Genomic DNA, 26,009 nt, shown 5'->3' with positions numbered 1-26,009 from the left:
TTTCGCCTTTCACATAGAATTAAAAAAATTTAAAAGCATGATTGAAATTCTACGCTTAGATCATGTTTTGATCAGTATTCCTCCAAATACCAGAGAACTGGCTCGTGAATTTTATGTCGAGAAGCTCAATTTTCAAGAGATTGAAGGGAATCATCCCCACGGGGCAATTTGGATCAAAGCCGGCGATATTGAAATCCATATCCGGGAAGAAGCTATCCATCAAACTCAATCTGTAAGGCATGCCGCTTTTCAAGTGAAAGACTTGCAAGCTGCAAAGGATTTTCTGGTATCAATAAATGTAGAAATCAGTTTTTCAACTTTGATTGAGGGCCGAGACCGTTGTTTTTTTAGAGACCCATGGGGCAATCGATTTGAATTGATTGAATTTATCAAATCTTAAAGTCTATCAAGTTTTACGTCCATTAAAAACGATTCTTCGCATTTTATAGCTAAAATTTTGCTTTCTTCGGGTTTAAAATAAACCCTTATAATCGGAAACTAGACAGATTTAGAAGTTTACAAATAAAAAATGAAAGAAATTGTAGAAGCAATTAATGCTGTAGTTTGGAGTGATGCCTTAATCCTTTTGTGCCTGGGCGCAGGGATTTACTTTTCATTTGTGACGAAATTCCTACAAGTCACCTATTTCAAAGAAATGATCCAACTCCTTTTCAAAGGCGAATCGTCTAAAGAAGGAGTTTCTTCTTTTCAGGCCTTTGCAATTGCGATATCAGGAAGAGTAGGAACAGGAAATATCGCCGGTGTAGCAACTGCCATCGCTATGGGAGGACCGGGAGCTATTTTTTGGATGTGGGTTATCGCATTTTTGGGAGCCGCCTCTGCCTTTGTGGAATCAACACTAGGACAGATTTATAAAGAAGTCAATAATGGAGAATACCGTGGTGGACCTGCTTACTACATAGAAAAAGGTCTAGGAATCAAATGGTATGCAATCGTTTTTGCATTTGCTACCATCTTGGCGACAGCACTTTTTATGCCTGGTGTTCAAAGTAACAGTATTGCGCTAAGCGTTGAAAATGCCTTTGAAATCCCGGTTATGTATACTGGAATTATCGTCACTGCATTTTTGGGATTGATTATTCTTGGCGGGGTCAAAAGAATTAGTAAAGTCGCTGAGGTAGTTATTCCATTTATGGCTGCAGCTTACATATTGATGGCTGTGGTGATTATTCTGATGAATATTACTGAAGTGCCTTCCATTTTTGCATTGATCATCAAATCTGCGATGAACCTAGAAGCTGCATTCAGTGGAGTATTTGGAATGGCGATTGCCTGGGGAGTTAAAAGAGGTATTTACTCCAATGAAGCCGGTCAAGGAACTGCTCCTCACGCAGCTGCTGCTGCTGAAGTTTCTCACCCTGTAAAACAAGGTTTAGTACAGGCATTTTCCGTTTACGTAGATACAATTTTCGTCTGTACGGCTACCGCTCTGATGATCCTCTTTACCGGTCAATACAATGTTTTAAATCCTGAGGGAGGTTTTATTGTTGAAAACCTACCTGGAGTATCATTCGGTCCAGAATACACCCAATATGCAGTTGGAACTCATTTCCCTGCCTTGGGCAAAGGTTTTGTAGCGATTTCTTTATTGTTTTTTGCTTTCACAACCATCATGGCTTATTACTACATCGCAGAAACCAATTTGAGTTATTTGATCCGTAAGTCTAAAAATACTTGGGCTATTTGGGTTCTTAGAGTGGCGATTTTAGCAGCTACTTTCTATGGCTCAATCAAAACTGCCGAGCTTGCTTGGACTATGGGAGATATTGGAGTTGGAATGATGGCATGGCTCAACGTGATCGCAATTCTTTTGCTAAGAAAACCAGCGATGAAAGCATTTAAAGACTACAAAAAGCAGAAAAAAGAAGGCAAAGATCCTGTATTTATTGCCAAAGATGCAGGAATTGATAATGCTGATTTCTGGAAATAGAATTAAACCGCAGAGTTCGCAGAGTATCACAAATGCATTAGATTTATGAGATTGGAATTACAAATTTACATCCCAATCTATCGGTAATCTGGGAATTGCAAGTCACTAAAAGCTAAAAAGTTTTTATCATCGCTCTTGCTGTGAATCTTAATTATGATTTCACTGCTGTGGCATTTCATAATTATTCTTTCTGGCGAAAAATCTGTAATTGGATCATGAGTCTACCTATTTCTTGAAAGCCATACTTAATCTAAAAAACCTCCTAATATGAAGTTTCATCTTAGGAGGTTTTGATTTTTAAAGGGTTTCTAAATTAATGATCCTCGTACTTGCTTGGATCATAATTCGCTTCCAATTCTGCCAAGGTTTTCTTGCCATAGGCAATCTTGGTAATAGTCACATACAATACCGGGACAAAGAAAATAGCAAGGAATGTCGCTGCGAGCATCCCTCCGATTACAGTCCAACCAATTGTTTGCCTTGCCACAGCTCCTGCACCATTTGATAGCGCCAATGGAACTACTCCAAGAATAAATGCCAATGATGTCATTACAATTGGTCTTAATCTCAATTTGACAGCCTCCAATGTAGCCTCCAAGATAGGCATTCCTCTATCCACACGTTCTTTGGCAAACTCAACAATCAGAATCGCATTTTTCGCTGCTAGACCAATCAACGTAATCAAACCAATCTGGGCGTAAACGTTGTTATCCAACTTTGGTAGAAAATGCAATGCCACAATTGCTCCAAAAGCCCCCAAAGGCAAAGCCAGCAAAACAGAAAATGGTACAGACCAGCTTTCGTACAAGGCAGCAAGCAAGAGCGAAACCAATACGATTGCTAAGGAGAAAATCAAAATCGTGCTGTTTCCAGATGATAATTCCTCCCTACTCAAAGCAGAGAAATCATAGCCATATCCAGCCGGTAAGACCTGAGCTGCCACTTCCTGCAAAGCTGCCAGAGCTTGTCCACTACTATAGCCAGGAGCAGCATTCCCATTTATTTCTGCAGATCTGAAGAGATTGTAGTGAGAGATTACTGATGCATTTTCAACCACCTCGTAACTCACTAAAGCAGAAAGAGGAACTGATTCGCCTTTTGAATTAATCACATAATATTGCATCAGATCTTCGATTCCTGATCTGTAACTCGTATCAGCTTGGGCTACTACCCTGAAGTTTCTTCCATATTTGGTGAAATCATTCACATAGCTACTTCCCATGTAGTTAGACATGGTAGAGAAAATCTCAGTCATCGGTACGCCAAGTTTTTTGGCTTTCTCCCGATCCACAGTTATATGGTATCCTGGAGTTTTGGCATTAAAGAAGCTATAGGCCATCGCAATTTCTGGACGCTGATTGGCAGCTGCCAAAAATTGTCCCATCACCTGTTCCATCTCTTTGATATCTCTACCGCCGGCTCTTTGCTCTAGCATAAAACTAAAACCTCCTGTTCTACCCAAACCAGGGATCGCTGGTGGTGGCACGACAACGATATTTCCATCAGTAATTCCAGCAAACTTTTCATTTAGCTGAGCGATAATTCCATAAAGCTGCTTGGATGGCTCTTTTCTTTCATCCCAAGGATCCATCTGCACAAACATGGTTGCAGAGTTACTTTTGAAAGAGAAGTTGATCACGTTTAGACCAGCAATCCCAGTCACGTGATTGATTCCATCCACACTTTGCATCATGTCGTTCATTTGCATCATCACCTCTTTGGTTCGGGTGCTTGATGCACTTTCAGGCAGTTCAAGTGTAATATACAATCGCCCTTCATCCTCTGTAGGCAAGAATCCGGTAGGTTTGGTTTGGAACAATCCAAAAGTCCCAGCGAAAATACAGATCAAAATAATCAATACGAGTGGAGCTCTTTTGATGGAATTCTTCACACCATTTGAATAGGATTTGGTCGTCTTTTCAAACCAAATATTAAACTTATAGAAGAACTTGTTCAGACCTTTTCCTTCTGCATTGACCTCTGATGGTTTCAGCAAAAGCGTACAAAGTGCTGGAGTCAAACTCAAAGCAACGAAAGCTGAAATCAACACAGAAATCGCGATTGTAATCGCAAACTGCTGGTACATTCTTCCTACAATCCCTGGAATAAATCCAACCGGAATAAATACTGCACTCAAAATCAATGCGATTGCGATAACCGGAGCGGTAATATCTTTCATCGCCAATCGAGTAGCCTCTTTAGCGGAAATCTTTTTACTGTCAATGTAATGTTGGACAGCTTCGACCACCACAATCGCATCATCCACCACAATTCCGATGGCCAGCACGAAACCAAATAGAGTCAGCGTGTTGATCGTGAAACCTAAAAGCGGAAAGAAAATAAACGTACCGATGATGGAAACCGGAATCGCCAAAACTGGAACCAAGGTAGCTCTCCAGCTTTGCAAAAACAGAAATACTACAATTACCACCAGTATCAATGCCTCCATAAAGGTGTGTAGCACTTCTTTGATAGACACATCCACAACAGATACGGATTCGAAGGAAATTGTATATTCTAAGTCATTCGGAAATGTGGCTTTCAACTCATCCAAAGCAGCATATACGCCCTCAGCCGTTTCCAATGCATTACTTCCCGGAGCTTGGTAAACCAAGAGGATTGCAGATTCCTTTCCATCCAAAATAGAAGATCTTCCATAGTCAAATTGACCCAATTCGATTCTTGCCACATCCTTCAAGTAGACCAAAGAGCCATCCGCAGGATTAGTCCTCAAAATAATGTCTTCAAACTGCTCAGAATCTTCCAATCTACCATTGACTGTAATAGCATATTCAAAAGCCTGATCATTGTATTGTGGCATCCCTCCAACCGTACCAGCAGCTACCTGCAGGTTTTGTTCTTGGATTGCTGCAGACACTTCTTTGACAGAAATATTGTATTGTGCCATTTTATCAGGCTGCAACCAAACGCGCATACTGAAATCCTGTCCCAAAGGTGTAATATCCCCCACTCCATTTACTCGAAGCAAAGCATCTTTGATGTAGATATTGGCATAATTGGAAAGGAACTTTGCATCATGGGTTCCATTTGGAGAGGTCATGCTGACTACCATCATAATTGATGGGTTTCGCTTTCTAACAACTACTCCCAAACGTCTAACCGCTTCAGGTAGCTGAGGCTCTGCAATACTTACTCTATTCTGCACATCCAAAGTAGCGATGTCAATATCTGCCCCTACTTCGAAAGTTACGTTGGCTTGCATCTGCCCGGTACTCGTATTGGAAGAAGACAAATAAGCCATTCCCGGGGTACCGTTAATCTGCGTTTCTATTGGCGTTGCTACTGTCTGCTCGACAGTTGTGGCATCCGCTCCGATGTAGTTTGCCGCAACGGAAACTACGGGTGGTGTGATGTCTGGATATTGTGAAACCGGTAAATTGAGAATCGCCAGGGTTCCCACCAGCACGATGACGATAGAAATCACCATGGCTGTTACCGGTCGTTTTATAAATACATCTGATATCATGAGTCTTGAATCAAGTCTGTTTAAAAATTATTACTGTTGACCGGGAATCTCCGTGGTGATTTCAGATCCTTCACGCAGTTTCTGGATTCCACTGACCACAATTACATTTCCCTCTTCCAGGCCTTCACGAATGACAATCTCATCCCCTACTTGGCTTCCCAGAGTCACTTTTTGCTGATGAACTTTATTGCCGTCTTGAACCACAAAAACAAAATATTCACCCATTTGCTCCAAGACTGCTTTGTATGGAATCGCCAACTGCTCTCCGATATCCTGATTCAAAACCTGAATATTTACCGTCATTCCAGCTATCAACTCACGATTTGGATTCGGGAATCTTACTCGCAAGTTGATAGTTCCTGATTGACGACCTACTGCTCTATCAATAGTGATAAATTGACCAGGAAAAGGATAGATTGAACCATCACTGAATTTGATGGTGAACAAGGAATCAGGATTGTTCTCCGCATTAAGCAATCTGTTGAAACGAGGAATTTCTCTTTCGTTGATCACAAAATTCAAAGACATAGGATCATTGGAAGAAAGGGTGTTTAGCAAAGGCTGGCCAGGAGATACTTGAGCCCCAACTCTCACTTGTGAAATACCTACAGTTCCGTCAAATGGAGCTGTCAAAACTGAATATTGGTAATCTGTTGTGGCAGACTGCAATTGCGCTTTTGCAAAATCCAATTGAGATTTTGCATCCAACACAGCAGTTTCTGCATAATCCAATTGCTGCTTAGCGATTGCATCCTGCTCATCTAGCCTTTTATACCTTTCCAAGTCCTTGGTCAGTTTGGCAAGATTTGCCTCTGCGCTACTCACACTCGCTCTTGCTTGTTGCTGAGCAGCTGCATATTTACTTCTGTCAATTTCATAAAGTCTCTGTCCCTTCTTCACTTCCTGACCATCTTGCACATAAATATTTGTGATATAGCCAGAGATCTGAGGTCTTAATTCCACCTCATTAATTGGAACCAGCGTAGCAGGATACTGGTCAATTCCTTTGACTGTTTTCTTCACAACCTGATAAGTGGTCACAGGTACAATCGGTGCTGGAGGTGGTCCGGCTTGCTGTTTTGTACCACAGGAAAAAACCGTAAAAATCAGTGCTGAAAATGCAGCTATGCTAAAATTTGATTTCATTATTGTTGATTTTTGAGATGCAGAATTAGTTGAATTCGATGAGTCCAAGTGCTTTTTTGAGGTCTAGTTTACTTTCCAAAACCTGAAAGATTGCATTCAGATGGTTGATCTGAGCTGTTCTTAGGTCCGTTTCGGCAACCACGAGATCCACATAAGCCTTGACACCTTCATCGTATTGGAGTTTGATGATATCGTAGACATTTTCAGCCATTTCCATATTATCGCGAATAGCTTCCCATTCGTAAATGCTACTTTGATAATTGGCTAAAGCAACTTCATATTCAGTCTTAATCTGGCTGCTGAGATTCTGAAGATCGATTTCTCCTCGATCAACTTGAAGGTTTGCAATGCGTACACGATTCACACGCTTGCCACCTTGAAAAATCGGAAGCGACAAAGTCAAACCAACTGAAGAGGTTGGATAAGCTTGATTGTAGAGATTGGAGAAATCCTGATTGAAATAAAGCCAGTTGTAACGATAATTGGCAGAAAGCTCAGGAAGGTAATTCCACTTTTCGTAGCTGGTTTGGATTTCATTCAGGGTTTGCTGAGTTTTCATCAGCTGATATTCCACTCGATTGTCCAAAATCAGCGGTTCGGAAGCATCCATAAACATTTCAGCCACCATACTTTCTCGATCGAATTGCAGGGTGAAGTCCGAATCATGCGGATAACCCATCAATTGTTTCAGATAAGCATATTTGGCATCGAAAGAAGTCTGGACGCGATTTCTGTCGCTTTTTACATTAGATAGCGCAATGCTGGATCTTTGGTAATCTGTTTTATCAACCAAACCTGCATCGTATCGGTTTTTGGCATCTTTATACTGCTTTTCCAATCTGGAAATATTCTCCTCCAGTATGTTCAATTGTTCATTGGCCAAAAGAATATCATAATAGGCTTTGCTGACCTCCACTATGGTGTTGATCTTGCTATTCTCAGTTACCTTTTCTAGTTGCTCCCTGTAATATTTGGAAGTTTTTGAGGCGAAGAGCTGATCACGGTTGAAGAGTGTCTGATTGACCTGAAACAAAACATTGGAATTCCATGGTTGGCCAAAAGTGATCAATTGATCTCCAATGACCTGAGTTTGCAACTTAATATTGTAAGCTCCTCCGGCAGAAGCGGAAATTTGAGGAAACCAGCCAGCTAAACTAGACTTGATTTCCTGATCACCAATTGCTTCATCGATTTGAGATTGTCTGATTAAAGGGCTATTTAGCAATGAATAATCTAAAATTTGGTCGAGACTGAGTTCACCAGTTGGAACTGGATTATCTTCCTGACCATACCCAGCAGTTGAAAAGAGCAAAATGCCCAATCCAAGAAGCAGAACATGCTTTTTGAACATAGAATTGAATATTGAATTAATTAAACTTCCTAAAAAAAGGATTTGGGTTTATTACTTTTTGATCCCTTCCCAAAGCAATTGGGAGATTTCTTCCAGGTCGACATTTTTCCTGGCGAGTTTCGTTTTGAAGTTATTTTTGATCCGTACCACTGAGTTGATGTTTGAGTTCACCATTATTGATAGGATCGTTGGGTTTATATTTTTAAGGGCCTCTTGTTCAATCCCTTGCTGAAAGAATGCGCAGCTCCATTCATGCCAAGCGTTGACCTGATTTTGATTCGCCTCAGTGTAGTAAGGTGAATTCAAAAACTGATCGTAAAAACCATGAATGGTAGGGTTTTGAACATAAAATTCAGAAAGATTCTGCCAGTAATGAAAAAACCTGCTTTTAAAATCCAAAGAGGAATCATCCAATTCGGATACATACTTTTTGATTTTATTTAATGCATAATCATAGATGACCAAGATCATTTCATCCTTACTTTCGAAGTAAGTGTAAATCGTACCAGCTGCAACACCAGCATTCTTGGCAACTTGACTAATTGGGCATCCATGAAACCCCTGCTCATGGATTAATCCGAGAGCACTTTCGAGGATACAGGTTTTTTTATCGAGCAAATTTTCCATGACTGAATGAACGTTCAATCACAAAGCAGTTGGAATAGTTCCTGCTTGTTAAAAAAAATTAAAATTATTTTTTTGAAGGTTATTTGGAGAGCTTCCTTTTTAAGAGTTTCCAGAAGTTTTCCCGCTTTTCAGTTACAGGAATTTCATCACCTAGAAGAAAAGCATAGGCCGTCAAATCCTTGCTTTTGCTAAGACTGATTTTCAAAACCCCCACTAAAGGAATAAATAAAATCATTCCTGAAATTCCCCAAAGCCACCCTCCTATCAAAATCGCCAAAACAACTGCCAAGGCATTGACCTGAACCTGGGAACCAACTACTAAAGGTGTGATGATGTTGTTTTCTACAAGCTGGATTCCCCAAAGAACCAAGAATGTCAAAAATGGATATGCGAAAGAATCTGTAGTCAAAAACACATAAAGAATCGCAAAAAACGAACTGATAAAGACTCCTACATAGGGAATCAAATTCATGAGAGCGATGAAAACTGCAAAGAGCAAAAAGTATTTTACACCGATCAAATAGAAAAACAATCCTGCCATACAGGCAACAATAAATGTCACTTTCAGCATTCCAGCCAAATAATGTTGAATGACCTTTCCAGACTCATTTGCCCAGGACAAAACAAGTTCATTGGATTCAGCAGATAGCTTTTTCAAAAACTCAACAAAAAAATCCTTGTAATACATCAACAGAAAAATGTAAAGAGGAATGATTCCAGCAAGAGTAATGGATTTTCCAGTAGCAAAAAGCGTCTCATTCAAACTTCCAAATGAAATTAAGTCGCCATTTTTCATGCTTTCAAAATCCGGAATTTCTATTCCTGTCAACTGCTGAATTTCAACACCGTACACATCGATTTTTTGCTGAAATGCCTGCTCGATTTCAGGAATATCTCCAATCAAACCAATCACCTGATTAAAAATCAAATAAAGCAATCCCACTACCAATACACTCACAAGTAATATACTGAATGCTATCGCTAAGCCTCTCGGGATTCTTTTCTCCTCAATCCAATTGGAAAGTGGATTTAATGCAAAGGCAAAAAAAGCTCCCCATACCAAGGGAACGAAAATAAAAGCACCTTCTTTGAGTACAAAAGTACCTAAAACAAGGATCAACAAAATATTGGCTATATTTTGTAATAGAGGATTTCTCATTGAATTTTAGATACAATTTACAGGTTTATTCTTCTATAAAAATATGACTTCTGTCATGCCTCTTATCCAATTTTCTATGATAATTGCCTATTTTGTAGGCTTAATCTAACCCAAAATCCCCGGTACACTGATGAAAAGATTCCTTTTATACTTCTTGCTATTCCCTTCGTTAGTTTGGGCTCAAGCCAAAGTGGACACCATTGAAGTTTACAGTCCAGCAATGAAAAAATCCCTAAAAGCCGCGGTTACTACACCTTCGGATTATGGGAGTTCAACAAAAAAATATCCAGTTCTTTACCTGCTTCATGGTGGAAGCGGTGCATTTGACGATTGGCATAAAAAAGTAACTGAGCCTGGAATCGTGAATAAAATGGCTGAAGATTATGATTTAATCATCGTCACTCCAGGAGTGGGTCCAGCCAGTTATTACTTTGACTCTCCTTTGATGGATTCTGTCAGATATGAAACTTACATCATTTCAGAATTGATCCCTGAGGTAGATAAAAAATACAGAACGCTAGCCCAAAAAGAATCCCGGGCAATCACAGGGCTTTCTATGGGTGGACATGGAGCGATGACTTTGGCAGCAAAGCATCCTGAACTCTTTATCGCAGCAGGAAGTATGAGTGGAGTTATGAATATAGATACCCGCATGTGGAAAGTCCCAGAAGATTTTCAGACTTTGAGACAAACCCAACAGAGAGCTATGCTAGGGCAAGATTTACAATATGACGCACCCTTTTCTACCTACACTGCTGTCGGTTTGGTAGACAAAATGAAAGCAAATGGAATTGCTTTGATTATAGACATTGGAGTGGATGATTTTCTCATTAATACAAATCGTCAATTACATACAATGCTTTTGGAAAATGGAACGCCCCATGACTATACAGAAAGACCAGGAGCACATACTTGGAATTACTGGACAGAGGCACTTCCCTACCATCTTTTGTACTTTTCTAAACACCTGAAAAGGCAGTAAATAGAAAATTCATTTGAATCATTTACACGGCAGACTTCAAAAATTGACCTAAATTTTGCTTTTTGCAGCATAACCCTTCACCCCACTATGCAAAATTTTGATTCTATCAGGCCTTTCTACGACGCAGAAGCAAATGCCGCTATTCGAGAAATAGTGGATGATCCGATGCTGGAGGCAATGATGAATTTTACTTTTCCTTCCGATACCAAAGAACACTGGAAAGATCTGATGCTACACACGCATTCTTTGCGTGATTTTCAGATTAATTTCATTTATCCAGGGGTGAAAAAGGTTATTGAAAAAAGTTCGGATGGATTGAGCATAAGTGGATTTGATGTTTTGGAACCGAATACTGCTTATCTCTTTATTTCCAACCACAGAGATATAGTGCTGGACACTTCGCTTCTGAATGCCAGTTTGTACGAGAACGGATTGGTTTTAACCACCTCTGCGATCGGAGACAATTTGATCAAAAAACCATTTTTGCATACGCTTTCGAGGCTGAATAGAAATTTTGCCATCAAAAGAGGCGTGCAAGGCCGGGCTCTTTTGGAAAGTTCATTGATTACCTCAGAATACATCAAAAAGTCACTCCTTCATGAAAATAGATCTGTTTGGACAGCTCAAAAAGAAGGAAGAACAAAGGATGGAAATGATGCCACCCATCGAGGGGTTTTAAAAATGCTTACGCTTTGCGAAGAAGGACCAAATCCCTTTGGTTATTTCGAGAAAATCAAACTAGTACCTATTTCTATTTCTTACGAATACGATCCAACAGATATCTTGAAGATGCCTGAATTATTGGCTAAATCCCGGGATGAAAAGTATATCAAAAGTGAAAATGAGGACTTTTTGAATCTGTTAAGAGGTATTATGGGTACCAAGAAAAGGATTCACATTCAGGTAAACGGAATTCTAGATGAGGAGATTTCAGAAATTGCCAAGATGGATATCAATCAAGCAGAAAAGCTGTCTCACTTAGCTTCTATTATTGATCAAAGAATCTGGAAAGGCTACAAACTTTGGCCTAGTAATTACATTGCTCATGACTTGCTTTACGGAAATGAGGAATACAGTGGTTGCTACACAGCGGCAGAGAAAAGTGATTTTGAAAAACGCCTGATTGAAAAGGTAGATACTAAGAATGCGCTGATGGTCAAGAACTTCCTAGCCATGTATGCCAATCCTGTCAACAATCAAAAGAAAAGTCTGGAGTCGCAAACTACTGGTTGAAAGGAACATTGATCGTAAAAGTCGTCCCATTTCCTTCTTCAGATTTGATCGTCAATTCCCCTCCTATTTCACTGACAAGTTTCACAACTACATTCAAACCAAAGCCAAATCCTTTCTCTCCTGAAGTTCCCTTTTCACTCGTTGCAGTGCTCGAGAGAATCTGATCTATTTTGGACTGAGGGATACCTGTACCGGTATCAGCCACTTTAATAGTCAAATTCTGAATCTTATCGGTACATTCCATCGCTAATAAAACCGCAACTGAACCGTAAGCCGGAGTGAATTTGATGGAGTTAGAAATCAGGTTCCCAACTATCTGCATCAATTTTGATTTACGAAAGGGATAAAAGTGATTTTCCTCTCCTAGTTCTACAGTAAAATTCAATTTTTTGACCATAGCCTGGGGAGCAAAAAGGTCCATGATTTTACTCTTGAAAATCAGCAAATTTAATTCATTTTCTTTTGGCTCTCGCATCATCTGAAGCCGAGAATCAAAATTCTGACTGAGTATCTCATCCGCCAAATCCAAAATTGAGTTTCCACTTTTCTGGATTAGATCCATGTATTCCAGAACCTCATCCATTGGATTTTCCTCTCCCTGCATTTTGATAATTTCCGCTAATCCAACAATCCCACTAATCGGTCCTCGCACATCATGCGCCATTTTCTTTTGATTTTGAAGGATCTCAGCCATTTGGGATTTGAGCTCGGCCAGTTTGCTGTTAATCTTTAATCGATCTACTATCTGTCTGGCTATTAATTTCAAAAGCTCTCTTTTTTCAGAAGCTATTTGCTTGGCTTCAACATCCATCACACACAGAGCACCAAGATTATATCCTTCAGAAGTGGTTAGGGGGACTCCAAAATAATAAGTCAAATTGGGATCATCTTTGACATAAAATTTCTCTTTGAACCGATCATCTTGACTTAGGTCGTTTACCTCAAATTCTTCACCCTCTTCCTTTTCCATAGTATACTGGCAAACAGAGTCTTCACGAGGCATTTGGGTAATATCTAATCCAACTTTAGCAATACTCCATTGTGTATAGGAATCGATAAGGTTTACTAGCGATACTTTGGTTCCTGCAACAATGGCAGCCATTTCGGCTAGCCAATTTACGCCATGTTTACCATCATAATAATCCAAATCTAAATTACTTAAAGACAATAATCTTTCTAGTTCACTATCAGAAGTATACTTTTCACTCATTATTTATTATTAATTCCCAACAATAGAAACCGAAATAAAATAATTTTCCTTCAATTCCAATTTCAAATGGTTATATATTTAACTTAAAAATAACTTACGATCCATGCTTCAAATCCGATCACTTCCTCTGACGATTTTTATATTATTGGCTTCTTTGACATTTGGAATGGCACAAAAGCAGGAGAAAGTACCTGTCGGAGAGATCAAAACTCCTTATGGTAAGATCTTGATTTCCTTGGATGACAGAACTCCAAACCATCGGGATAGCTTTATTGATTTGGCGAATGCTGGATACTGGGACACTTTGACTTTTAACAGAGTCATCCCAAACTTCGTCAACCAAGGTGGCTGCCCCGACACACCAGAAGGCTTCAATGATCCAGAATACTTATTGGCACCTGAAATTACCCCGGAGCTCACGCACAAGTATGGAGCCGTGGGGGCAGGAAGAGATGGCAATCCACAAAAAATCAGTGCTCGATGCCAGTTTTATATCATTCAAAATCCTGAAGGGGTCCATCGATTGGATGGAGACTATACAGTTTTTGGGCATGTAATTGACGGAATGGATGTGGTAGAAAAAATAGCAAATGCACCTACCAATGATAAAGATGAGCCATTGGAACCTGTAAACATGAAGATTAAAATCAAATATCTTTCAGGTTCGAAAATTGAAAAACTACAGAAATAAATAGAAATGGTGATCACCTCCATTTTTTAAATTTTCACTCTTCAGAAAACCGATTTTATGAACTCAATAAACCCAATCAGAATCCTAATTGTCGGCTGCGGTAATATGGGGGCTTCCCATGCAGCTGCATACCATCAAATGAGTGAATTTGAAATCTGCGGCTTAGTAGCAAGAGGAAACAGCAAAATCAGACTAAATGAAAAACTAGGTTCGGGTTATCCGCTTTTTGAAGACTTTGACCAAGCATTAATAGCAACTCAACCTGATGCTGTATGCATAAGTACTTATCCTGATACACATGAGGAATTTGCTTTGAAAGCACTGGATTCCAATTGTCATGTTTTCATAGAAAAGCCTTTGGCAGACTCCATCCTTGGCTGCGAGAGGATCATCGAAAAAGCCAAGGAAAGAAATAAAAAAGTGGTTGTGGGTTATATTTTGAGACATCACCCTTCTTGGATTCGATTTATTGAAGAAGCCAGTAAAATGGGAAAACCACTAGTCATGCGGATGAATCTGAATCAACAGAGTCATGGCTATATGTGGGATGTCCATCGTAATTTGATGAAAAGTCTAAGTCCCATAGTGGACTGTGGAGTTCATTACATCGACGTCATGTGTCAAATGACCAGATCAAAACCACTTTCTGTTTCAGCAATTGGAGCAAGATTGACAGAAGATATTGCTAAGGATAATTACAATTATGGCCAGTTACAGATTCGCTTTGAGGACGGAAGTGTTGGATGGTATGAAGCGGGTTGGGGTCCGATGGTCAGCGAAACTGCATTCTTTGTCAAAGATGTGTTCGGTCCAAAAGGATCTGTTTCGATCACAGCCAAAGATGCGGGAGCTTCAGGTAAGTCAGACCATGTGGACAGCCATACCAAAACCGAATCAATTCGGATTCATCATGCTGAAATTGACGCTAACAATAAATTTACCAAAGCAGATGAGTGGATTGATATGACAGATGAACCGGATCATCAGGAACTCTGCAATCGGGAACAAGCGTATTTTCTCAATGTTATCCAAAATGACTTATACCTTGACGCTCATTTAGAAGATGCATTAAATAGTCTGAAAATAGCATTTGCCTGCGATGAGTCGGTAAAAACCGGTAAAACTATTAATCTTTAGATAGGTAGTTTTTATTTTGCGAATAGTCTCGCACAGCCCTATCTTAATTTTTCAATTAGAATCATGAAAGACAAAGTAATTGTAATAACAGGAGGTGCCAGCGGAATAGGTCTGGCCATGGTAAAAAAATTTGCAAAGGAACAATCCCATGTTTACTTCCTGGACTTAAATGATGCTGGTAATGAAATCAGCCAAGAACTAGCTGCCGAAGGACAAAAAGCAGAGTTCATAAAATGCAATATCGCTTCTACTTCTGAAGCTGAACAGGCTATCCAAAGTATCCCAGGCAAAATCGATGTATTGATTAATAATGCAGGAGTTAGTCATGTGGGCAATCTGGAAAATACCAGTGAGGAAGATTTTGACAGGCTTTTTCAGGTCAATGTGAAGGGGATGTTCAATTGTACCCGTGCTGCTTTGCCGAAAATAAAACAAGATGGTGGAGGTTCGATTTTGAACATGGCCTCTGTGGCTGCTACCATCGGGATTCCAGACCGGTTTGCTTACAGTATGACTAAAGGAGCGGCTTATTCCATGACTTTAAGCATTGCCAGGGATTACGTTCAAGATGGAATCCGATGTAATTGCATTTCACCGGGAAGAGTCCACACTCCATTTGTAGATGGTTTTTTGGCGAAAAATTACCCAGGCCAGGAAAAAGAAATGTTTGAAAAATTATCTGCAACCCAGCCTATAGGCAGGATGGGTACGCCAGAAGAAATTGCCGAACTTGCTTACTTTATCAGTTCGGATGCAGGAAGTTTCTTCACAGGCACTGATATCCCGATTGACGGAGGATTCTTAGGTCTGAAAATGTAACTCAATCAACAATAAATTAAGGTTTTGAAAATCAATAACTTATTCCAAATTTAAATTAGCTTTTTGAATCCAAAACTTTTGACCCAATACGTGAAATTCAATATTTATTACAAGAAACTGTTATGAAACTTATACGATTCGGCGAGGCCGGCAAAGAAAAGCCAGGGATTATAGATGCAGCAGGAAATTATTTGGATTGCTCTGCATTTCAGGAAGACTGGAACGAGGCTTTTTTCGAAAATAACGGGCTCGACCGTTTGGATGCTTGGCTGGAAGCAAATCTTGAAAGTCTTAATAAAATCCCGGAAAACTCCAGAATTGGTTCTCCAGTTGCTCGTCCATCCAAAATTGTTTGTATTGGTCTGAACTACCGCAAGCATGCCATTGAATCTGGGATGGCAGTGCCTGAGATTCCTATCATTTTCATGAAAGCAACTTCTTCTCTTTGCGGCCCTTTTGATCCAATCTATATTCCTAAAAACTCGGTAGCCACAGACTGGGAAGTAGAACTTGCTGTGGTCATCGGTAAGCGCGCTAAATATGTGAGCAAGGAAAATGCAATAGACTATATTGCTGGATATTGCCTACACAACGATGTCAGCGAAAGAGATTTTCAATTGCGTCATGGCGGCCAATGGGTCAAAGGAAAAAGTGCTGATAATTTTGCTCCGCTGGGTCCATTTTTGGCGACTAAATTTGAAATCCCTGATCCTCACAACCTGAGACTTTGGCTAAAGCTAAATGGGGAAACCATCCAAGACAGCAACACTTCCGATTTGGTTTTTGACATCCCGACTTTGATTGAGCATCTCAGCCAATACATGACTTTGCTACCAGGCGATGTTATTTCAACTGGTACTCCGGCTGGGGTTGGCTTAGGCTTTGACCCACCAAAATACCTTTCAGAAGGAGATGTTGTGGAGTTGGGAATTGATGGATTGGGAGTTTCCCGTCAAGTGGCAATAAATGATCCTGAAGCATGAGACTAGATGCTCACCAGCATTTTTGGAAGTATAATCCAAAAAAACACGAATGGATCAATGATGATATGAAAGTCATCCAGAAGAATTTTCTTCCGGATGACTTACTTCCTCTACTTTCTGAACACCAGATAGATGGCTGTGTAGCCGTGCAAGCAGATGAAAGTTTTCATGAAACGGCTTTCTTGATTGATCTGGCAGATGAATACCAAGAGATCAAAGCAGTGGTCGGTTGGGCTGACCTCGCCAGTGATGATCTGGACAAAGATCTGGACCAGTTTTCCAGTCATTCCAAGTTAAAAGGCTATCGCGAAGTACTTCAGTCCAAGCCTGTCGAATACATGCTTCGAAAAGAGTTTATCCGAGGCATTGAAAAAATCGGGAAACGAGGCTATGCCTATGATATCCTCATTTTTCATAACCAACTGGAGGCCACTTTGAAGTTTCTTAAATCAAGCCCAGAACAAGCCTTTGTCATAGATCATTTGGCGAAACCAAATATCAAACTGGGAATCTGGAGGGAATGGAAAAAAGAGCTCGCACTGATCGCAGAGCGGGATTATGTTTCCTGCAAAATCTCTGGAATGGTCACTGAAGCAAACTGGAAAGACTGGACAAAAGAAGATTTTCAGCAATACATGGAAATTGCTTTGGAGCTTTTTGGCCCCAAACGCCTGATGTTTGGCTCAGACTGGCCAGTATGTCTAGTGGCAGGTGCTTACGAACAGGTTTTTGACTTGGTAGAAAGATTTACAGATACGCTTTCTCCAACTGAAAAGAATCAGATTTTGGGCAAAAACGCAGCTGATTTTTACGGGATAAAAGAATAAATTATTGATTGACCAAACCCAAAATGAATTTAAACTTACAAGATAAAGTCATCCTAATCAGTGGTGGTGCCAAAGGAATTGGTGGTGCGATTTCATTGGGATTGATTGAAGAGGGAGCTATTCCAATCATCATTGATCCCTCGGAGGAGGAAGGAGTAAAAATTCTGGAAAAGGCACCTCTTAAATCCCTTCAGATTCCGATTCGACTTTCTGATCCTTCTGATTCCCAAAAAGCAGTTGAACTAGCATTTGAGAAATTTGGAAGAATTGATGGTTTGGTTAATAATGCCGGAGCAAATGACAGCATAGGTTTGGAAAATGGTTCTCCGGGAGCCTTTGCAGAATCGGTTTCCAAAAACCTTTTTCACTATTACCATTTGGCACATTATGCCCTTCCCTACCTCAAAAAATCAAAAGGCGCGATTGTAAACATCAGTAGTAAAACTGCGGTAACTGGCCAAGGAGGAACCTCTGGTTACACAGCTGCCAAAGGAGCTCAACTTTCATTGACAAGAGAGTGGGCAGTTGAATTACTGAAATATCAAATCCGGGTCAATGCTGTAATCCCTGCTGAAGTTTACACCCCACTTTATCAAAACTGGATTCAGACTTTTGAAAACCCTGAACAAAAACTAGCGGATATCACTAAAAATATTCCTTTGGGAAACCGAATGACAACTCCTGAGGAAATTGCTGCTATGACTATTTTCTTACTTTCTGAAAAAGCCTCTCACATTACAGGACAACACCTGTTTGTGGACGGAGGATATACCCACCTTGACCGATCACTTTGATGAATCAAAACACCCAAAAACCTGCACTTGTCCCCCAAAATTTAATCCTACCATTCATTTTAATCACCTCTTTGTTTGCACTTTGGGGATTTGCAAATGACATCACTAACCCCATGGTGGCTGCCTTCAAAAGAGTGCTAGAGCTCAACAACACACAGGCATCTTGGGTACAGATGGCTTTCTACGGTGGATATTTCACCATGGCTTTGCCTGCGGCTTTTTTCATCAAGAAATATTCTTACAAGACAGGAATCCTTCTCGGATTGGGATTATACGGCTTTGGGGCTCTCCTTTTCTACCCTGCTGCTGCCTGGGAAAGCTATGGCTTCTTCCTGGCTTCCTTATACATTCTTACGTTTGGTCTGGCTTTTTTAGAAACAACGGCAAATCCTTATATCCTTTCAATGGGACCGGAAGCTACCGCCACGCAGCGATTGAACTTAGCTCAAGCTTTCAATCCAATGGGAGCTTTGGCAGGACTATTTGTAGCAAAGCAATTTATTCTTAATGCGCTTCAGTCTAACGAAACGGATGCTGATGGGAATATTATTTTCACCAGTTTGGATGAATCAGCCAAAGCTGTAATTCGAACTGCCGATCTAATGGTCATACGAAATCCTTATGTCATGTTGGGCCTAGTGGTGCTGGCTATCCTTGTCATTATTGCTTTGGCCAAAATGCCAGAGAGCAGAGATAACAACAAAATCGAGTTTAAAGAAACCATGAAACGTCTGCTTGCGAAGCGTAACTTTGTGGAAGGTACGCTTGCTCAGATGTTCTATGTGGGAGCCCAAATCATGGTTTGGACTTACATTTATCAGTACGCAGAAGTATTAGGTATTTCCAACTCAGAGGCAGTCAATTACGGCTATGCTGCTTTGGTGGTATTTCTGATTGGAAGGTGGGTTTGTACTTATTTATTCCGGTTTTTCTCCGCGTCCAAATTGCTTACCATCTTCTCTATTTTGGCGATCGCTTTCACAGCAGGAGCTATTTTCCTTCCGGGAATGATTGGGCTCTATAGTTTAGTAGCTATTTCCTTCGCTATGTCTTTGATGTTCCCTACGATTTATGGAATTGCATTGGAAGGTCTTGGTGAGGACTCAAAATTTGCCGCAGCCTTCTTAGTAATGGCTATTGTTGGAGGAGCAATCATGCCTACTCTCCAAGGAATGATCATGGATATAGGAGGAGCAGCCTATGATGACACCTTGATCTTGGGAGTTCCTGAAGTCAACTTCTCCTTTATCCTCCCTTTGATTTGCTTCGTTTTTGTGGCTTTATTTAGTATCCGAGTAAAACCAGTGAATTCATGAAAACCCAAACATTTGTATTGATCTGTGATCTCAAAGATGAAGAGGAGGCAATTCAAGCATATGTCAAATGTCATGAGTCCGTTGCTCCTGAAATCATCGAAAGCATCCGAGTAGCTGGAGTGCTACAAATGAGTATTTATCGTTGGAGAAACAGATTAACCATGATCTTGGTGGGGAATGAAGAATTTTCCTTTGAGAAAAAAGCTAAATTGGATGATGCCAATCCAAAAGTGCAGGAATGGGAAGCATTTCTTGGTCAATACCAGACCAATCTTCCCGGAACTCCACCCAATTGGAGATGGGCATTGACAGAAAAAATATTTGATTTTCAAGCCTAAAATAACCCAGTATGAAAAAGACATTTCTAATCCTCAGTCTGGCCATGACTAGCCTATTCGCTAACGCCCAAGAACTAATTTTACCACTTTGGGAAGGAACCCCTCCCCTTCAAAAGGATATGGGGCTTGAAGAAAAAGCAATAGAAGAGGGAATCATTCGAATCGAAAATGTTCAGATCCCACAGATTGAGGTTTTTCTACCAAGTAAGCAAATGCGAACAGGACAGGCTGTGGTGATTTTCCCAGGTGGTGGATATCATATTCTTGCCTATGATTGGGAAGGAAGGGATTTTGCCAAATGGTTGAATACCCAAGGGATTGTGGGAATTGTTGTGAAATATAGATTACCCGATTCCAAGTCGTTGACAGATGCCAAAGAAGTGCCGCTACTTGACGCTCAGCGGGCAATTCGCATGGCTAGATTCCATGCAGAAGAATGGAAAATTGATCCGAGCAAAATTGGTGTTTTGGGATTCTCTGCCGGCGGACATTTAGCATCTACGGTAAGCACACAATACATGCATGAAGTTGACAGGGCAAAAGATGAAATAGACGCACTTTCTGCACGTCCTGACTATTCAATTTTAGCTTATCCGGTAATTTCTTTTAGAGATGCAAGCGCTCATTCTGGTTCAAGAAGAAACCTGATTGGCGAGGATGCTTCCCAGGAATTAATAGATCGCTTTTCCGGTGAACTCAACGTCACAGAAGAAACACCACCAACATTCTTGGTTCATGCTCAGGATGACAAAGGTGTTCCAATCGAGAATAGCTTTTTGTATTACAAAGCTTTGGATGCCAAAGGCGTCCCTGCCTCTTTGCATATTTATCCTGCTGGAGGACATGGATTCGGGTTTGGTTTAGGAAAAGGTCCAGTAGATGGCTGGAGAGATGTTTTGTTGGATTGGATGAAATCTTTGGATAGTAAATAGTAAGAAAAACAGTTTTCAAAAGTCGGTTTGAACAATTTGGTTAAACCGGCTTTTAAGTTTAAAAAGTATCGAATAAAGATGATCAAAGTAATTGCATTCGACGCCGATGACACTTTATGGGTCAACGAACCTTTCTTCCGAGAGGCTGAAGAGCAGTTTACCGAAATGCTTGAAGATTTTATGCCACAGCATAGCATCTTGAAAGAATTATATCACACTGAAATAGAGAATATCAATCTATATGGCTACGGGATCAAAGGCTTTATTTTGTCGATGATTGAGACGGCCTTGAGAGTAACAGACAAGAAAGTACCTCTTGTTTTAATCGAAAAAATCCTAGAGATCGGTAGGGAAATGCTTGCAAAACCTGTCGAACTCATGCCCCATGTAGAAAATGTTTTAAGCCAGCTTTCTCAAGAATACCGATTGGTTCTAGCCACCAAAGGAGATCTGGTGGATCAGGAAAGAAAACTCAAAAAATCTGGTTTGGAAAAATACTTCCACCACATTGAAATCATGAGCGAGAAAGGACTAGATGATTTCAAGAAGTTAATCGGACATCTGGATGTACACCCTTCTGAGTTTATGATGATTGGAAACAGTTTGAAATCAGATATTCTACCTGTGCTAAACCTAGGAGGATATGCCATTCATATCCCATTTCATATCACTTGGAAGCATGAAATGATCGAGCATGAAATCGAACATATAAACTTTCACAAGGCTGAAAACATTTCTCAAATTTTGGAAATGGTCAAAGGCTTGTAAAACTTAAGGCTCTTTACATCAAAGTCCTTAAATCCTAGCTTGGTAAGTGTACAATTGATAATATCTTCCTTCCAAGGCAATTAAATCTTCGTGCTTTCCTCTTTCGACAATGTTTCCTTGCTCAATCACTAGAATTTGATCGGCTTGTCGGATCGTACTCAGCCTGTGAGCAATCACAAAAGTGGTTCTTCCCTGCATCAGGTCTTTCAAACTGGCTTGAATTAATGTCTCGGATTCTGTATCCAAATTGGAAGTAGCCTCATCCAAAATAAGTATTCTAGGATCTGCCAAAATTGCTCTTGCGATGGCTATTCTCTGTCTTTGTCCACCTGATAGCTTCACTCCTCTTTCTCCAATCAAAGTATCTAATCCATTTTCGAAGCGATCTGTAAACTCCTGCACATGGGCTGCATGGACAGCTTGCTGCAATTGGGTTTCGGAAGCATCAGGCCTCGGAAATAAAATATTTTCGCGGATAGTCCCTTCAAATAGAAAATCATCTTGTAAAACAACTCCGAGTTTGGATCTAAAAGAATCCAATGTCACGGTTGCAAGATCATTTCCATCCAGATAAATCGTACCTGAATCAGGGGTTAAAAATGTCGCAGCTAAACCAGCAATTGTGGTCTTTCCCGAACCAGAAGTTCCAACCAAAGCAGTAACTGATCCAGCAGGAGCTTCGAAACTGATTTCTTTGACCACTTCCTTTCCTTCTTCATAGGCGAAAGAAACTTTATCAAAAACCATCTTTCCTTTGATTTTATCTAAAGAAAGGGTTCTCAAGTTATCATCAGCCTCCAATGGAGTATTCATTATTTCTTCGGTACGATCCAACCCCGCAAAAGCTTCTGTCAACTGACTTCCAATATTGGACATCTGAACGATTGGTGCGATCATAAAGCCGAGGTAAAGTGTGAAAGCCAGAAAATCTCCAAAAGTTAATTGGTCCTGCATGATCATATAACCTCCAAGCCCCATGATTCCTGCTGAAGCAAGTCCTAATAAAAGAGCACCTGCAGAAGTCACAAAACTAGTTGCGGTCAAACTTGCCTTCACATTTAAGAAAAGCTCTTCAACGCCTTTTGCAAAAGTTTTAATTTCTTGTTGCTCAGCATTAAAACCTTTGATCACACGAATCCCTCCAAGTGTTTCTGTTAGCCTTCCGGTTACCTGTGCATTTATCTTCCCTCTTTCACGGAAGATCGGACGGATTTTACCAAAAGCTTTTAAAGAAACCAGGCCAAAAACAACCACCGGAAGCAACACAAACAAGGTCATCTTTGGTGATATACTGATCAATAAAAAGAGGGAAATCACCGCAGTCAATATTCCTCCGATCATTTGAGCAAAGCCTGTTCCGACAAGGTTTCTAACTCCCTCTACATCTGACATGATTCTGGAAACCAATTCTCCTGTTTTCGTATTATCAAAAAATCGAATCGGTAGCTTAATAATGTGACTTTGAACTTGAGACCGAAGTTTTGCGATCAGGTTCTGCGCTTCAACACTCAGGATTTGAGTAAGCGCGTATGAGGTAACTGATTGAACAACTATGGCTGTAACTACTGCGATGATCAACCACTTGAGCATATTCAAATCGTTACTTGGGATCACATCATCAATCAGATATTTACTGGCTCCTGGCAAAACCAAGCTGGCAAGTCTACTGATGATAATTAGAAACAGTCCTAAAAATAAATGCTTTCTTCTGGGCCAAATAATGGTTTTAAAAACCTGACCCATAGTCACTTTTCGTTCTGCTTTTTTAGCCATGAAATAGTTTGTTAAGACTGGAAAACCCAAAATCCTGTTTCACAGTTCCAAAATAGCCCCAAGAATATTTTATAGAAAATAAAAATGCTCTAAGAAAATTTTTAAACTATAAGTCCAATAAAAACCTCAGCTATAATTGTCTTTGAGACGCTTCAATTATTTGTACTAAAAGACTATGAATCAGCATATAAAATCAAATTATTCATTAATTTATTATTTCAATCCTTAATCTTTTTTGATCCAGATAGAAGTTAGTTCAATGGTTGCTGGTTCTTTGAGATTATTTATTGCAACAATTAATTAGTAACAAATGGACTTGTTTGAAATAAATCGCATCGCACATGTGATTATTGGATCCTTCGCTTTTGGAGGAGGAATTATAGCCTTGAGCACAAAAAAAGGATCAAAAATCCATAAAACCGGAGGATGGATTTTTGTTTTTGGCATGTTCTATTCTTCCATTTCTACGATTATTTTCATGATGGAGGAATTCCTTCCTTTAGCAGTCCTGATGGGATTTGCCACCGTCTATTTGTTGATGAGTTCCATAGCAGCATTGAGGCATACTAGAAAATCCAGTTACATCATCGACAGAACAATTCTGTTAATCCCAATTCTGTTATTTGCATTTTCTTTCCTTCAATTCATTAGGATCCTTCCTGAAATTTCTCTTGGTGCAGCTACTAGACTTTTATTTGCTTTGACCTTCGGAATCTTGATTTTAAAGGATATTAAATTAATTAGAAGTAAGCCTGAGGACCACTTGTTTTATGTCAAACGTCATGCTTTTCGAATGATTCTGACATTTGGCTTTGCGGTAATGGCCATCATCAGAATCGGAATAAAAATTGATTTTATCAGCTTGGAAATGTCAACTTTCGCACCTCTTCTAGTTTCGCTTATTGTTGCTTTCTTAGTAGAGAAAAATATCAATAAGTTTTTGAAAGCAACCTCTTGAGTTCCCTTTCAGCCTATTTTTCCAGCAAGCTTGCAAAAAACACGAGGTGATAAGGGAGTGCATTTTCCCAATATTTCCAAGAATGTCCGCCATCTCGCTCAGTATAATCATGTGAAATACCTTCGAAGACTAACCTTCTATGCAGCTCACGATTGGGCTGAATTAAAAAGTCATTGACACCACAGTCTATCATCAAATGGATCCCGTGCTCTTTGTAAACATGTATATTGTTGATAATACTTACCTCCTCGTATCGCTCTGGAAACTCTTCTTTGCTACCTAAAATACTAGCAAATCCTTTTCCGACATCAATCATCGCTTGTTGTGGAAGGCCCCAACCTTTGAGGTCCGGGTTAATAGCTCCACTCATACTTCCAGCTGCCAAAAATAACTCTGGGTGTTTGGCAGATAAATACAATGCGCCAAATCCACCCATTGATAAACCGGTTATAGCCCTACCCTCTTTTTTGGCAATAGTTCTATAATTCTTATCCATGAAATTGACTACATCTTTAGAAATATAAGTATCGAACTGACTATTCTCAACCACAGGGCTATCTAAGTAATAACTAAACACATCACCCTCTGGCATGACAATAATAAATCCGTATTGATCAGCCAGTTTTTGGATTAAGGCTTTGTCAGAAATCTGCTGTGTCCAATCAGAAAACTTCCCTATTCCTCCGTGCAATAAGTATAGCGTAGGATAATTTTTACTTCCTTGTTCATATGAACTTGGAGTAACCACAACTGCCTTGTATGTGATTGAAGTTTTGGAATTGGCTATTTGAACCGTATCTGATTTCGCAAAACTTGAAGTAACAATGGCTGAAAAAAGAAATAGAAGAAGAGCTGTATTATTCATAAGAATCCTGATTTGGCCCTGAAGTAAGCTAAAAATTTTATTGTTACAAAATGATACAATAGAAGCAGCAATGAAAAATTTAAAAGGATTACTTCTCTTTTTGATTTTAGGTAATGGAAAAACAACCTGATTTAATTCCTCAAGAATATCTGGATCAAAAAAAAGCCTCCCAAAATGGAAGGCTTAATAATTTTGTCTTAATTGATCTTACTTCGTTTTCGGAAGGACGTTTGAAATCAGAGAAACTTTTTCAATTGGCTCAGAAGCATTTGAATAGATTCTTACTACTGAATTTTGCTTACCCATTTTTCCAGCTGAATTAAAGGAAACCTTGATTTCAGCAGAACTTCCCGGTGCAATTGGCTCTTTTGGCCAGCTTGGTACAGTACATCCACATGTAGCAGCTACATTGGAAATAATCAAAGGAGCTTTACCAGTGTTGGTCAATTCGAAGGTATGAGAAACCTTATCCCCTTGAGTGATATCACCAAAGTCGATAGACTTTTCTTTAAATGTGATCGCTGCTCCTGAAGCCTCCTGTGCATTTGCATGAAATACCAACGCGAAGGCAAATAGACTAAAAAGGATTGCTAATTTTTTCATGATTTAACTATCTAATGGTGTTCAAATATTCAATTTTTTCGAATAGCATCAAATAACGA

General features: G+C 39.8%; 24 protein-coding genes. 15 read left to right on the top strand and 9 right to left on the bottom strand.

Annotated elements, in window-relative coordinates:
• Positions 1-37: 37 nt before the first annotated feature.
• Together J0A69_RS10585 and J0A69_RS10580 are read left to right on the top strand one after the other, a co-directional pair.
• Positions 38-400: a VOC family protein gene (locus tag J0A69_RS10585; protein WP_206586525.1), complete on the top strand. Its 363-nt coding sequence runs from the start codon at positions 38-40 to the stop codon at positions 398-400.
• A 129-nt stretch (positions 401-529) separates the two neighbouring features.
• Positions 530-1,951 (top strand): alanine/glycine:cation symporter family protein, encoded by a 1,422-nt coding sequence (locus J0A69_RS10580; protein ID WP_206586524.1) that lies wholly within the window; start codon positions 530-532, stop codon positions 1,949-1,951.
• A 313-nt stretch (positions 1,952-2,264) separates the two neighbouring features.
• Here the strand turns inward: J0A69_RS10580 and J0A69_RS10575 are convergent, their stop codons facing one another.
• The 5 genes from J0A69_RS10575 to J0A69_RS10555 all read right to left on the bottom strand — a co-directional run bounded on the left by J0A69_RS10575 (position 2,265) and on the right by J0A69_RS10555 (position 9,721).
• Positions 2,265-5,438, bottom strand: coding sequence for an efflux RND transporter permease subunit (locus J0A69_RS10575; RefSeq protein WP_206586523.1), 3,174 nt, complete (start codon positions 5,436-5,438; stop codon positions 2,265-2,267).
• A gap of 30 nt (positions 5,439-5,468) precedes the next feature.
• Complete coding sequence (locus J0A69_RS10570; RefSeq protein WP_206586522.1) at positions 5,469-6,584, bottom strand: efflux RND transporter periplasmic adaptor subunit; 1,116 nt, start codon at positions 6,582-6,584, stop codon at positions 5,469-5,471.
• 25 nt (positions 6,585-6,609) lie between these two features.
• The gene (locus J0A69_RS10565; RefSeq protein ID WP_206586521.1) at positions 6,610-7,935 is read right to left on the bottom strand and encodes a TolC family protein; all 1,326 of its coding nucleotides are present in this window, start codon (positions 7,933-7,935) and stop codon (positions 6,610-6,612) included.
• Between the two features lie 51 nt (positions 7,936-7,986).
• Positions 7,987-8,562 (bottom strand): TetR/AcrR family transcriptional regulator, encoded by a 576-nt coding sequence (locus tag J0A69_RS10560; protein WP_206586520.1) that lies wholly within the window; start codon positions 8,560-8,562, stop codon positions 7,987-7,989.
• 79 nt (positions 8,563-8,641) lie between these two features.
• Positions 8,642-9,721 carry an AI-2E family transporter gene (locus J0A69_RS10555; RefSeq protein WP_206586519.1) on the bottom strand — a complete coding sequence of 360 codons (1,080 nt, stop codon included), beginning with the start codon at positions 9,719-9,721 and terminating at the stop codon, positions 8,642-8,644.
• Positions 9,722-9,851: 130 nt separating this feature from the next.
• On the opposite strand from J0A69_RS10555, the gene J0A69_RS10550 reads away from it, so the two are divergent.
• Together J0A69_RS10550 and J0A69_RS10545 are read left to right on the top strand one after the other, a co-directional pair.
• Complete coding sequence (locus J0A69_RS10550) at positions 9,852-10,703, top strand: alpha/beta hydrolase (RefSeq protein WP_206586518.1); 852 nt, start codon at positions 9,852-9,854, stop codon at positions 10,701-10,703.
• An 87-nt stretch (positions 10,704-10,790) separates the two neighbouring features.
• Positions 10,791-11,936: a 1-acyl-sn-glycerol-3-phosphate acyltransferase gene (locus tag J0A69_RS10545; protein WP_206586517.1), complete on the top strand. Its 1,146-nt coding sequence runs from the start codon at positions 10,791-10,793 to the stop codon at positions 11,934-11,936.
• Here the strand turns inward: J0A69_RS10545 and J0A69_RS10540 are convergent.
• Complete coding sequence (locus J0A69_RS10540; RefSeq protein ID WP_206586516.1) at positions 11,926-13,146, bottom strand: sensor histidine kinase; 1,221 nt, start codon at positions 13,144-13,146, stop codon at positions 11,926-11,928. The two genes, J0A69_RS10545 and J0A69_RS10540, sit on opposite strands and share 11 nt — an antisense overlap.
• Before the next feature lie 103 nt (positions 13,147-13,249).
• Here J0A69_RS10540 and J0A69_RS10535 point away from each other — a divergent pair, with 103 nt between their 5' ends.
• The 10 genes from J0A69_RS10535 to J0A69_RS10490 all read left to right on the top strand — a co-directional run bounded on the left by J0A69_RS10535 (position 13,250) and on the right by J0A69_RS10490 (position 21,751).
• On the top strand, positions 13,250-13,837 hold the full coding sequence (locus J0A69_RS10535) for a peptidylprolyl isomerase (protein WP_206586515.1): 588 nt from the start codon (positions 13,250-13,252) through the stop codon (positions 13,835-13,837).
• Between the two features lie 57 nt (positions 13,838-13,894).
• Positions 13,895-14,974 carry a Gfo/Idh/MocA family protein gene (locus tag J0A69_RS10530; protein WP_206586514.1) on the top strand — a complete coding sequence of 360 codons (1,080 nt, stop codon included), beginning with the start codon at positions 13,895-13,897 and terminating at the stop codon, positions 14,972-14,974.
• Positions 14,975-15,037: 63 nt separating this feature from the next.
• Complete coding sequence (locus J0A69_RS10525) at positions 15,038-15,793, top strand: SDR family NAD(P)-dependent oxidoreductase (protein WP_206586513.1); 756 nt, start codon at positions 15,038-15,040, stop codon at positions 15,791-15,793.
• A 122-nt stretch (positions 15,794-15,915) separates the two neighbouring features.
• The gene (locus tag J0A69_RS10520) at positions 15,916-16,776 is read left to right on the top strand and encodes a fumarylacetoacetate hydrolase family protein (protein ID WP_206586512.1); all 861 of its coding nucleotides are present in this window, start codon (positions 15,916-15,918) and stop codon (positions 16,774-16,776) included.
• Positions 16,773-17,603, top strand: coding sequence for an amidohydrolase family protein (locus J0A69_RS10515; RefSeq protein WP_206586511.1), 831 nt, complete (start codon positions 16,773-16,775; stop codon positions 17,601-17,603). Before J0A69_RS10520 ends, J0A69_RS10515 begins: the two co-directional genes overlap by 4 nt.
• 23 nt (positions 17,604-17,626) lie before the next feature.
• Positions 17,627-18,397 carry an L-fucose dehydrogenase gene (locus J0A69_RS10510; RefSeq protein ID WP_206586510.1) on the top strand — a complete coding sequence of 257 codons (771 nt, stop codon included), beginning with the start codon at positions 17,627-17,629 and terminating at the stop codon, positions 18,395-18,397.
• Entirely contained in the window at positions 18,397-19,713 is a 1,317-nt protein-coding gene (fucP, locus tag J0A69_RS10505) for an L-fucose:H+ symporter permease (protein WP_206586509.1), read from the top strand. Before J0A69_RS10510 ends, fucP begins: the two co-directional genes overlap by 1 nt.
• On the top strand, positions 19,710-20,051 hold the full coding sequence (locus J0A69_RS10500) for an L-rhamnose mutarotase (protein ID WP_206586508.1): 342 nt from the start codon (positions 19,710-19,712) through the stop codon (positions 20,049-20,051). The genes fucP and J0A69_RS10500 overlap by 4 nt, the downstream gene beginning before the upstream one ends.
• A gap of 11 nt (positions 20,052-20,062) precedes the next feature.
• Positions 20,063-20,983, top strand: coding sequence for an alpha/beta hydrolase (locus J0A69_RS10495; protein WP_206586507.1), 921 nt, complete (start codon positions 20,063-20,065; stop codon positions 20,981-20,983).
• Positions 20,984-21,061: 78 nt separating this feature from the next.
• Entirely contained in the window at positions 21,062-21,751 is a 690-nt protein-coding gene (locus J0A69_RS10490) for an HAD family hydrolase (RefSeq protein ID WP_206586506.1), read from the top strand.
• Positions 21,752-21,778: 27 nt separating this feature from the next.
• On the opposite strand, the gene J0A69_RS10485 is transcribed toward J0A69_RS10490, so the two are convergent.
• Positions 21,779-23,524, bottom strand: coding sequence for an ABC transporter ATP-binding protein (locus tag J0A69_RS10485; protein WP_206586505.1), 1,746 nt, complete (start codon positions 23,522-23,524; stop codon positions 21,779-21,781).
• A 310-nt stretch (positions 23,525-23,834) separates the two neighbouring features.
• Between J0A69_RS10485 and J0A69_RS10480 the strand changes: the two genes are divergently transcribed.
• Positions 23,835-24,482: a DUF2306 domain-containing protein gene (locus J0A69_RS10480; RefSeq protein ID WP_206586504.1), complete on the top strand. Its 648-nt coding sequence runs from the start codon at positions 23,835-23,837 to the stop codon at positions 24,480-24,482.
• A gap of 13 nt (positions 24,483-24,495) precedes the next feature.
• Here the strand turns inward: J0A69_RS10480 and J0A69_RS10475 are convergent, their stop codons facing one another.
• Entirely contained in the window at positions 24,496-25,347 is an 852-nt protein-coding gene (locus J0A69_RS10475) for an alpha/beta hydrolase (RefSeq protein ID WP_206586503.1), read from the bottom strand.
• 207 nt (positions 25,348-25,554) lie between these two features.
• On the bottom strand, positions 25,555-25,950 hold the full coding sequence (locus tag J0A69_RS10470; RefSeq protein WP_206586502.1) for a DUF1573 domain-containing protein: 396 nt from the start codon (positions 25,948-25,950) through the stop codon (positions 25,555-25,557).
• Between the last annotated feature and the right edge of the window lie 59 nt (positions 25,951-26,009).

Origin of the sequence: Algoriphagus pacificus (assembly GCF_017254845.1) — a bacterium.
GTDB classification, from domain to species: Bacteria; Bacteroidota; Bacteroidia; order Cytophagales; family Cyclobacteriaceae; genus Algoriphagus; species Algoriphagus pacificus.
The sequence above is the reverse complement of the archived record's forward strand: the minus strand, read 5'-3'. Positions and strand labels throughout refer to the sequence as shown.

Excerpts from the sequence above, each read along its gene's own strand:
- J0A69_RS10585 (WP_206586525.1), top strand. The coding sequence starts at position 38 with ATGATTGAAATTCTACGCTTAGATCATGTTTTGATCAGTATTCCTCCA.
- J0A69_RS10580 (WP_206586524.1), top strand. The coding sequence starts at position 530 with ATGAAAGAAATTGTAGAAGCAATTAATGCTGTAGTTTGGAGTGATGCC.
- J0A69_RS10575 (WP_206586523.1), bottom strand. The coding sequence starts at position 5,438 with ATGATATCAGATGTATTTATAAAACGACCGGTAACAGCCATGGTGATT.
- J0A69_RS10570 (WP_206586522.1), bottom strand. The coding sequence starts at position 6,584 with ATGAAATCAAATTTTAGCATAGCTGCATTTTCAGCACTGATTTTTACG.
- J0A69_RS10565 (WP_206586521.1), bottom strand. The coding sequence starts at position 7,935 with ATGTTCAAAAAGCATGTTCTGCTTCTTGGATTGGGCATTTTGCTCTTT.
- J0A69_RS10560 (WP_206586520.1), bottom strand. The coding sequence starts at position 8,562 with ATGGAAAATTTGCTCGATAAAAAAACCTGTATCCTCGAAAGTGCTCTC.
- J0A69_RS10555 (WP_206586519.1), bottom strand. The coding sequence starts at position 9,721 with ATGAGAAATCCTCTATTACAAAATATAGCCAATATTTTGTTGATCCTT.
- J0A69_RS10550 (WP_206586518.1), top strand. The coding sequence starts at position 9,852 with ATGAAAAGATTCCTTTTATACTTCTTGCTATTCCCTTCGTTAGTTTGG.
- J0A69_RS10545 (WP_206586517.1), top strand. The coding sequence starts at position 10,791 with ATGCAAAATTTTGATTCTATCAGGCCTTTCTACGACGCAGAAGCAAAT.
- J0A69_RS10540 (WP_206586516.1), bottom strand. The coding sequence starts at position 13,146 with ATGAGTGAAAAGTATACTTCTGATAGTGAACTAGAAAGATTATTGTCT.
- J0A69_RS10535 (WP_206586515.1), top strand. The coding sequence starts at position 13,250 with ATGCTTCAAATCCGATCACTTCCTCTGACGATTTTTATATTATTGGCT.
- J0A69_RS10530 (WP_206586514.1), top strand. The coding sequence starts at position 13,895 with ATGAACTCAATAAACCCAATCAGAATCCTAATTGTCGGCTGCGGTAAT.
- J0A69_RS10525 (WP_206586513.1), top strand. The coding sequence starts at position 15,038 with ATGAAAGACAAAGTAATTGTAATAACAGGAGGTGCCAGCGGAATAGGT.
- J0A69_RS10520 (WP_206586512.1), top strand. The coding sequence starts at position 15,916 with ATGAAACTTATACGATTCGGCGAGGCCGGCAAAGAAAAGCCAGGGATT.
- J0A69_RS10515 (WP_206586511.1), top strand. The coding sequence starts at position 16,773 with ATGAGACTAGATGCTCACCAGCATTTTTGGAAGTATAATCCAAAAAAA.
- J0A69_RS10510 (WP_206586510.1), top strand. The coding sequence starts at position 17,627 with ATGAATTTAAACTTACAAGATAAAGTCATCCTAATCAGTGGTGGTGCC.
- fucP (WP_206586509.1), top strand. The coding sequence starts at position 18,397 with ATGAATCAAAACACCCAAAAACCTGCACTTGTCCCCCAAAATTTAATC.
- J0A69_RS10500 (WP_206586508.1), top strand. The coding sequence starts at position 19,710 with ATGAAAACCCAAACATTTGTATTGATCTGTGATCTCAAAGATGAAGAG.
- J0A69_RS10495 (WP_206586507.1), top strand. The coding sequence starts at position 20,063 with ATGAAAAAGACATTTCTAATCCTCAGTCTGGCCATGACTAGCCTATTC.
- J0A69_RS10490 (WP_206586506.1), top strand. The coding sequence starts at position 21,062 with ATGATCAAAGTAATTGCATTCGACGCCGATGACACTTTATGGGTCAAC.
- J0A69_RS10485 (WP_206586505.1), bottom strand. The coding sequence starts at position 23,524 with ATGGCTAAAAAAGCAGAACGAAAAGTGACTATGGGTCAGGTTTTTAAA.
- J0A69_RS10480 (WP_206586504.1), top strand. The coding sequence starts at position 23,835 with ATGGACTTGTTTGAAATAAATCGCATCGCACATGTGATTATTGGATCC.
- J0A69_RS10475 (WP_206586503.1), bottom strand. The coding sequence starts at position 25,347 with ATGAATAATACAGCTCTTCTTCTATTTCTTTTTTCAGCCATTGTTACT.
- J0A69_RS10470 (WP_206586502.1), bottom strand. The coding sequence starts at position 25,950 with ATGAAAAAATTAGCAATCCTTTTTAGTCTATTTGCCTTCGCGTTGGTA.